The sequence below is a fragment of the Psychromonas sp. genome (assembly GCF_983033635.1).
Map to the genome: position 1 here is coordinate 1 of NZ_CEZLMY010000056.1, position 8,651 is coordinate 8,651.

At 40.6% G+C, this 8,651-nt stretch carries 10 protein-coding genes and 1 pseudogene; all 11 read left to right on the forward strand.

What is annotated here, in order from left to right; translation table 11 throughout:
* The first annotated feature begins 168 nt into the window (after positions 1-168).
* Positions 169-699: a flagellar basal body-associated protein FliL gene (gene fliL, locus AC4GME_RS09430; protein WP_490375509.1), complete on the forward strand. Its 531-nt coding sequence runs from the start codon at positions 169-171 to the stop codon at positions 697-699.
* Positions 700-863: 164 nt separating this feature from the next.
* Positions 864-1,034, forward strand: a complete 171-nt coding sequence (locus AC4GME_RS09435) for a hypothetical protein (protein ID WP_490375508.1) — start codon at positions 864-866, stop codon at positions 1,032-1,034.
* Positions 1,003-2,031 carry a flagellar motor switch protein FliM gene (fliM, locus tag AC4GME_RS09440; protein WP_490375507.1) on the forward strand — a complete coding sequence of 343 codons (1,029 nt, stop codon included), beginning with the start codon at positions 1,003-1,005 and terminating at the stop codon, positions 2,029-2,031. Before AC4GME_RS09435 ends, fliM begins: the two co-directional genes overlap by 32 nt.
* Positions 2,032-2,081: 50 nt before the next feature.
* Positions 2,082-2,480: a flagellar motor switch protein FliN gene (fliN, locus tag AC4GME_RS09445; protein WP_490375506.1), complete on the forward strand. Its 399-nt coding sequence runs from the start codon at positions 2,082-2,084 to the stop codon at positions 2,478-2,480.
* Entirely contained in the window at positions 2,477-2,890 is a 414-nt protein-coding gene (fliO, locus tag AC4GME_RS09450) for a flagellar biosynthetic protein FliO (protein ID WP_490375505.1), read from the forward strand. Before fliN ends, fliO begins: the two co-directional genes overlap by 4 nt.
* Entirely contained in the window at positions 2,883-3,626 is a 744-nt protein-coding gene (fliP, locus tag AC4GME_RS09455) for a flagellar type III secretion system pore protein FliP (protein WP_490379288.1), read from the forward strand. Before fliO ends, fliP begins: the two co-directional genes overlap by 8 nt.
* 9 nt (positions 3,627-3,635) lie before the next feature.
* On the forward strand, positions 3,636-3,905 hold the full coding sequence (fliQ, locus tag AC4GME_RS09460; protein WP_490375503.1) for a flagellar biosynthesis protein FliQ: 270 nt from the start codon (positions 3,636-3,638) through the stop codon (positions 3,903-3,905).
* Positions 3,905-4,696 (forward strand): flagellar biosynthetic protein FliR, encoded by a 792-nt coding sequence (gene fliR / locus AC4GME_RS09465; RefSeq protein ID WP_490375502.1) that lies wholly within the window; start codon positions 3,905-3,907, stop codon positions 4,694-4,696. The genes fliQ and fliR overlap by 1 nt, the downstream gene beginning before the upstream one ends.
* Before the next feature lie 52 nt (positions 4,697-4,748).
* Complete coding sequence (flhB, locus tag AC4GME_RS09470) at positions 4,749-5,888, forward strand: flagellar biosynthesis protein FlhB (RefSeq protein ID WP_490375501.1); 1,140 nt, start codon at positions 4,749-4,751, stop codon at positions 5,886-5,888.
* Between the two features lie 148 nt (positions 5,889-6,036).
* A complete protein-coding gene (gene flhA, locus AC4GME_RS09475) occupies positions 6,037-8,133 on the forward strand; it encodes a flagellar biosynthesis protein FlhA (protein ID WP_490375550.1) in 2,097 nt (698 codons plus the stop codon).
* A 13-nt stretch (positions 8,134-8,146) separates the two neighbouring features.
* Positions 8,147-8,651, forward strand: a pseudogene (locus AC4GME_RS09480) (flagellar biosynthesis protein FlhF); the annotation flags it as partial.

The window sequence follows — 8,651 nt, forward strand, 5'->3', positions numbered from 1 at the left end:
TAAGGTGTTTTTATCAAATAAGACTGTAAATGCTCAGGGCTAAGCCATTTATGCTAAGTTCAAGGCAAAAAAGCGCAGTTTAGTCGTTTAAATGAGCATTTTTCAACGCGGAAATAAGCTTAAATGGCAACGACCTGGGTAATTACATAATAACAAGGACGAAATAGCATGGCTGAAGAAGAAAATGAAGAGCTTTCGTTAGAAGATCAAGATAGCGCGCAAGGTGGAAGCAAAAAAAAGCTTATTATCATTATTGCAGCTGCTGTTTTGTTATTAGCTGCTGCAGTTGCCAGTTACTTTTTATTTTTTAGCGCTGAAAACGAGGCTGTAGCAGAGCAGACTGAGGAACAGGCTCCTGCGGATGATGCAAGCAATAATGTTACTGCAACTTATGTTGCGATGCCCCGTCCTTTTGTTTTTAATGTGCAGGATGGCAAGCGTGACCGCTTAGTGCAGATCAAGGTGCAACTGATGGTGCGTGGTAGTAAAAACGCAGAGTTAGCTAAAAAACATATTCCTTTATTAGAGGGAACATTAGTACGTGTATTTGGTGCTGCGACCGTTGAGCAATTACGTAGTCCGGCAGGTAAAGGACAACTTAGGATTTATTCATTAGAGGCGTTAAATGAAGCGACTTCTAGGGTTGAAAATAAAGCGTTAATTCATTCCGTACTGTTTACCGGCTTTGTTTTACAGTAGTTGTTTTATAAGAACTGAATTTTTCATGGCAGATCTATTATAGCAAAAGGGATTCGCAGCACTTAATGAAGTAAACGTAATATTAGAAAACAACGCATTAATTTATACCGTATAATTTGCCGGCTCTGTTTTACCGGCGTTGTTTTATCTGAGTAGGATTTCTGATGGCGGCTCTGTTATTGTTAAATGAATTAGAAGCGCTTAATGAAGTAACCGCAATATTAGAAAACAAAGCATTAATTTATGCCGTATTATTTGCCGGCTTTGTTTTACAGTTGTTGTTTTACAAGAATAGGATTTTTCATGGCAGATCTATTATCCCAAGACGAAATTGATGCACTCTTACATGGTGTTGATGATGTTGAAGAGGATGTCGTTGAAAGTGAAGGAGATGGTGATGAATCCCTTGTCCATTTCGACTTTTCATCGCAAGACCGTATTGTTCGAGGTCGAATGCCAACACTTGAGTTGGTTAATGAACGCTTTGCCCGTCATTTAAGAATTAGCTTATTTAATATGTTGCGCCATACCGCAGAAGTCTCCATTAACGGGGTACAAATGCTTAAATTTGGCGAATATTTACATACGCTTTTTGTTCCAACGAGTTTAAATATGGTACGTTTCCGTCCATTAAAAGGGACTGCGTTAGTGACCATGGAAGCGCGTTTGGTTTTTATTTTAGTAGAGAATTTTTTTGGTGGTGATGGCCGTTATCATGCCAAGATAGAAGGACGTGAGTTTACACCGACTGAACGCCGTATTATCCAAATGCTGTTGAAAATAGTTTTTGAAGATTACCATGATGCATGGGCACCAGTAATGGATGCTGAATTTGAATATTTGGATTCAGAAGTAAACCCGGCAATGGCAAATATTGTCAGCCCAACGGAAGTAATTGTTGTAAATTCCTTTCATATCGAGCTTGATGGCGGTGGGGGTGATTTCCATATCGCAATGCCTTATTCAATGTTAGAGCCGATTCGTGAATTGCTTGATGCGGGGGTGCAAAGTGATAAAGAAGATACCGATCAGCGCTGGAGCCAGGCATTACAAGATGAAATTATGGATGTCTCGGTTGATTTTACCGCTAAGTTATTGGAAAAAGAGATACCGTTGCGTGAAATGATGGGATTAAAAGCTGGTGATATTATCCCAGTTGATCTTCCTGAAACAATGCTTGTGTCTGTTGAAGGTTTGCCGACATTCAGGGCTAATTTAGGTCAAGCAAATGAAAATTTAGCTTTGAAAATTACTGAACGAATCGCCCGACCCGAGATGCAGACCAGTAAGCTGCAATTAGATAATATAAAAGACAGTCCGGATCATAATTAATAACGACTGCTTTAAAATAAAATTAAAAAAAGTACAAATAGGAAAAAGATATGAGTAATGAACAAGATATGGCTGATGAGTGGGCTGCTGCACTTGAGGAGTCTGGTGATGCGGGCAATGTTGATAATATTAATAATATCGAACTTGATGAACTTAAGGATACAGCTCCGCCGCTGAGCCAAGAGGAGCATGCCCGATTAGATAGTATTCTAGATATCCCTGTGACTATTTCCATGGAAGTTGGGCGTAGCAAAATCAATATTCGTAATTTACTGCAATTGAACCAGGGCTCTGTTGTTGAGCTTGATCGTGTGGCAGGAGAACCGCTAGATGTACTTGTTAATGGAACCCTAATCGCGCATGGAGAGGTGGTGGTGGTAAATGACAAGTTCGGTATTCGATTAACAGATGTTATTAGCCAGACTGAACGGATTAAAAAGCTTAAATGATGCGTTTTTTTATTGCTTTATGTGCTTTTTTTCCTCTCAGTGTTGTTGCTCTAGAAGAAAGCGCCAGTCATCCCGGTTTAGCAATAGGCAGTATGCTTGCATCATTGTTATTGGTGCTTGCTTGTATTTTTATTTTTGCCTATTTATTGAAAAAAACCAATTTATTAAAAAATGGCAAGGGAAGATCGCTTATTAAAGTTATTGCGACGCAGCCATTAACCAGTAAAGGTCGGGTGCAGATGATCGAAATTAATGGTCAGCAATATTTGTTAGGGGTAACAGAACAAAATATTACCCTGCTCGATAAATTAGATACACCATTAACAGCGAAAGAAGATCTCAAAAGTGCAGTGACGACAACTCCTTTCTCAACTTTATTATCTAAAATAAGCAATAAAAACGATGCATAAAATATTTCTGCTAGCAGGCCTAATGCTACTGTTTGTTTCTCCACAGTTGTTTGCTGAATCAGGTGCCTTATCAGCTGTCACGGTAACAACCAATGCCGGTGGTGATCAGGAATACAGTGTGACCTTACAAGTTTTAGCGTTTATGACCGCGCTAAGTTTCTTGCCTGCCATGCTGATTTTAATGACCTCTTTTACGCGTATTGTGGTGGTTATGTCGATTTTGCGACAAGCGATGGGTCTGCAACAGACACCCTCTAATCAAGTGATTAATGGCATAGCGCTGTTTTTAACCTTTTTTATTATGGCCCCAGTATTTGATCGCATTAATGAAACCGCGCTGCAGCCCTATTTAAATGAAGAGATGACCATAACGCAGGCACTTGAAAAAGGCAAAAAGCCGATGATGGAATTTATGTTGGCACAAACGCGTTTAAAAGATTTAGAAACATTTCTTGAAATTGCCGATGTACAGGTAAATACACCTGAAGAGGTACCAATTACGGTACTTATTCCGGCATTTGTAACCAGTGAATTAAAAACCGCCTTTCAAATCGGTTTTATGCTGTTTATTCCATTCTTAATTATTGATTTAGTGGTTGCCAGTATTCTGATGGCGATGGGTATGATGATGTTATCGCCTATGATTGTTTCGTTACCTTTTAAACTGATGTTATTTGTACTGGTTGATGGCTGGAATTTGATCATGGGTAGCTTAGCTAATAGCTTTGGCCTGTAGGGAGGATATATGGAACCCGAAGTTTTTGTAAATATATTCCGGCAAGCGCTTTGGCTTGTACTTATATTGGTTTCTGCGGTGATAGTGCCAAGTTTACTGATTGGTTTGGTGGTTGCAGTTTTTCAAGCTGCGACCTCTATTAATGAGCAAACACTAAGCTTTTTACCGCGATTAATCATGACCTTAACATCATTAGCATTTGGCGCTCATTGGGGAATGGGGAAATTGATGGAGTTTTTCACCGCAATGGTTGAGCAGATCCCGCAAGTGGTTGGTTGATGGCTTTTTCTGCGGAATTTTTGCTCGACTGGTTAGCGACTTATTTATGGGCTTTTTGCCGTATTGCAGCCATGTTAATGGTAATGGTTGCAATAGGCTCCAGGACTACGCCGACACGAATTCGCCTTTTTTATGCCCTTACGATAACCCTTGCGGTATTACCTGTTATTCCCCCTGCTCCAGCTGACATTGAACTGTTTTCATTTGCCAGTGCTTTTGTTATTTTACAGCAAATATTAATCGGCATTGCGATTGGCACTATCTCTGTTTTTGTTGTACAAACTTTCGTTGTTGCCGGGCAAGTTATCGCGATGCAAACCAGTTTAGGCTTTGCATCAATGGCGGACCCGATGAACGGTCAATCATCACCTGTTGTGGGGCAGTTTTATGTATTGTTAGTAACACTTCTTTTTTTAGGTTTCGATGGGCATCTGTTAATGATTGAGATGATTGTCAGAAGTTTTGATACTTTGCCTGTTTCAATGGAAGGGCTATTAGCGACCGATTATGAAAAACTTGCCGGTTGGTTCTCTTTAATGTTTAGTGCTGCGCTAGCATTTTCCATCGCCTCAATGGTGGCGATGTTATTGGTTAATTTATCCTTTGGCATTATGACCAAAGCCGCACCACAATTAAATATATTCAGTCTGGGTTTTTCAATTAGCATGGTTTTTGGCCTGTTTGTTTTATGGGCAACCATGGTAAATGTACCGATTCATTTTGAAAATCAATGGTTACGTGGTATTAACTTGATGTGTGAATTGCTTAATAATGTCTGTGAGAAGCCGTAATGATTAAGTTTTCAACTTTTAACTTCAATATCTAACTGCAGGAGCGTAATTCATGGCTGAAAATGAAAATGGAACAGACCGCTCCGAAGAAGCCACCCCTGAACGGGTTCGAAAATCCAAGGAGAAGGGACAGGTTGCCCGCTCTAAAGAGTTAGCAACCGCTTCTGTACTGATCTCCGCCGCTTTTGCATTCCTATTTTTTGGCGATCGTTTAGCTTACGAACTGTCTGTGATGATGAAACGTGCATTTACCTTCGAGCGCGCTGCGCTTTTTGCTCCCGAGCAGATGTGGTTACACCTCTCTGGCAGCTTTACGGGCCTTGCAGTACCTATGTTTACAATCCTGCTTATGCTCTTTGTTGTCTCTATTTTAGGCAGCTCCCTATTAGGTGGTATGTTATTTAGTACCAAAGCGATGATGCCCAAATGGAGCCGTATGAGCCCTGCAGCAGGATTAAAGCGTATGTTAGGGCTGCAGGCTTGGGTTGAATTATTAAAATCTATATTAAAAGTATTAGTTGTTGTGGGCATGGTGTGGTGGATATTGGGAGTCACTTTTGACCATATTTTACAGCTTTCGGTCACGCCTTTACCGGGGAGTGTCTTTGAAGCATTAGATATGATCTCTTGGATGTTTACAGCTTTATGTTGCTCGCTGTTATTAATTGTTGCGGTTGATGTGCCGTATCAAATTTATAAACACACCGAGGAGCTAAAAATGACTAAGCAGGAGGTTAAAGATGAATTTAGGAACTCCGAGGGTAAACCAGAAGTAAAACAAAGAATTAGACAGCTGCAGTATGAAGCATCACAGCGCAAGATGATGGGGGATGTGCCTGATGCCGATGTTATTGTTACTAATCCTACACACTACTCTGTCGCGTTAAAATATGAACAAAATGGTGATCGAGCGCCTTATGTTGTCGCGAAAGGTGTAGATTTTATGGCACTTAAAATTAGAGAGGTTGGACGTGAAAATGAAGTGCCTGTGATGCAATCACCTCCACTATGCCGTGCTATTTACCATACCACTGAAATTAATGCTGAAGTACCTGAAGAGTTGTTTGTTGCGATAGCACAAGTACTGGCATACATTTATCAACTAGAGCAATTTAGAAAAGGGCAGTCAGGGCGACCGAAAGCACTGCCGGATGATTTGCAAATCCCAGAAGATTTTCAATATAACGATTGATTTCTGATCCTTGTCTGTTATTTAATTAGAAGTTGTTCAAGTTATTGTAAATAATTCACTATACAGCCAGTATGATTTCGACATGATTTTGCTATTTATGGCATCATTCACTCTCACAAAAACAATTCAATAATTGTAGGTTACTAACATCAATACAGTATTCAGTTTATTATGGGCAAACAGATCAAAACTAACAACAGGGCTTGGCACGCCTATTATAGTTTTGGCCGCGTTAGGCATGGTTATTTTACCTATGCCAACTTTGCTATTGGATATGTTATTTACTTTCAATATTGCCCTTGCTTTAGTTGTTTTACTTGTATCAATCTATACCAAGCGCCCATTAGATTTTGCCGCTTTTCCGACCGTTTTATTGATTGCAACTTTATTACGTCTTGCGCTAAATGTTGCTTCTACACGTATTGTTTTATTAGAAGGTCATCAAGGTGGTGCGGCCGCAGGACAGGTTATTGAAGCCTTTGGCTCGGTGGTTATCGGTGGCAACTTGGCAGTTGGTTTAATTGTTTTCCTTATTTTAATGATTATTAACTTTGTGGTTGTCACCAAAGGTGCGGGGCGAATCGCTGAGGTAAGTGCGCGTTTTACCTTGGATGCCATGCCGGGTAAACAGATGGCGATAGATGCTGATCTGAATGCGGGACTGATCGATCAAGATCAAGCGCGAACACGCCGCGAGGAAGTGACCATGGAAGCCGATTTTTATGGCTCTATGGATGGTGCAAGTAAATTCGTAAAAGGTGATGCGGTTGCCGGTATTATGATTTTATTCATTAATATCATCGGTGGTCTTATTATCGGTATGGTGCAGTATGATTTACCATTTGCACAAGCTGCTGAAATTTATACTATCTTGACTATCGGTGATGGCCTGGTTGCACAAATCCCTTCGTTACTATTGTCCATTGCGGCTGCCATTACGGTTACTCGTGAAAATACAGAAGCCGATATGGGCGGGCGCATGCTCGGTCAAATGTTTGACGATCCGAAAGCCTTGATGATCACTGCAGGCCTTTTATTGATAATGGGCATTGTCCCCGGCATGCCTCATCTTGCATTTTTGACGCTTGGTGGTATTGCTGCTGGTGGTGCATATTGGCAGTTTAATCGCGCCAAAGAACAAGCCTCAACGGAAATACAAGAACAGGAAAGTGCTGCTAGTAGCGTTGGCGAGCAAGCAGAGGTTAAAGAGCTAGGTTGGGATGATGTGCGCAGCGTTGATACGATAGGCTTAGAAGTTGGTTATCGCTTGATTCCATTGGTAGATAAAAGCCAGGGAGGGCAGCTTTTAGATCGTATTAAAGGGGTGCGTAAAAAACTGTCGCAAGAGATGGGTTTTTTGATTCCACCTGTACATATTCGAGACAACTTAGATTTATCGCCAAATAATTATAATATTTCATTGATGGGCGTAAGTTGCGGCTTTGCCGATATTTACCATGATAAAGATATGGCTATCAATCCGGGGCAGGTATTTGGTCCTATTGATGGTGTCACGGGTATTGATCCTGCTTTTGGTTTGGAAGCTGTTTGGATTGATGAAGCGCAACGCGAACAAGCGCAGGCTCTGGGTTATACCGTTGTTGATACTGCAACGGTTGTTGCAACCCATTTAAGTCAGATTTTAAGTAATAATGCGGCACAATTGCTGGGGCATGAAGAAGCACAGAATTTATTGGATTTATTAGCGAAAAAACACCCTAAACTGGTGGAAGGTTTGGTGCCTGAAATATTATCATTGAGCACTGTTGTTAAAGTATTACAATGTTTATTGAATGAAAATGTCGCCATCAGGGATATTCGCACCATTGTACAAACATTGGTAGATTATGGACCTCGTAGCCAAGATGCAGAGGTCTTAACTGCCGCTTGTCGAATTTCATTAAAACGCATGATCGTCCAAGAGATAATTGGTAATGAACCTGAGTTGCCCGTCATTACGTTGTCAACCGAGTTGGAACAGATATTGCATCAGTCTATGCAGGCGGGTGGAAATGAAGGTGCAGGTATTGAACCCGGGCTTGCTGAAAGAATTCAAAACTCATTGGTTGAGGCATCACAGCAGCAAGAGTTGCTTGGACAGCCTTCTGTATTATTAACATCGGGTGTCTTACGCGGTACGTTAGCTAAATTCGTAAAACATACGATTCCGAGTCTGCATGTACTTTCATATCAGGAAATACCTGATGATAAACAGATAAAAATAATTAGCTCAATAGGGCAGTAATTGGTTGTAATAAATGAAAATTAAACGTTTTTTTGCAAAAGATATGCGCACCGCAATGACCGAAGTAAAAGAGGTGTTAGGACCTGATGCGGTTATCATGTCCAATAAAAAAGTGGTCGGCGGTATTGAAATTGTTGCTGCGGTTGATTATCAGACAGAACAAGCAGAGTTACAAAAAAACAAACCAAAAGAGGATCCGTTTTCATCTTTATTAGATGATAATGTGCAACTTTCTTCGCAAGCTAATAAAACACAAAAAGCACCTCTAAAATTACAAAAAAGCACTCGTAACGGTGCAAAAGAGAGTGGTGAAGATTTTGCTAAATCATTGAACTCATTTTTTGGAAAAGTGAATGCACAGCAGGAAAAAAATAACGCACGTAAACAACCTCAAAAGAGAAATGAGTTAGCCGATTTTTCGTTAACAGAGAGTAAACCCGCGGCAGGCTTAAATCAGCCTAAAACGCTTGCGGAACAGCAAAATTGGGCACAAAAAGAGCGAGCACGAAGCACTGCAC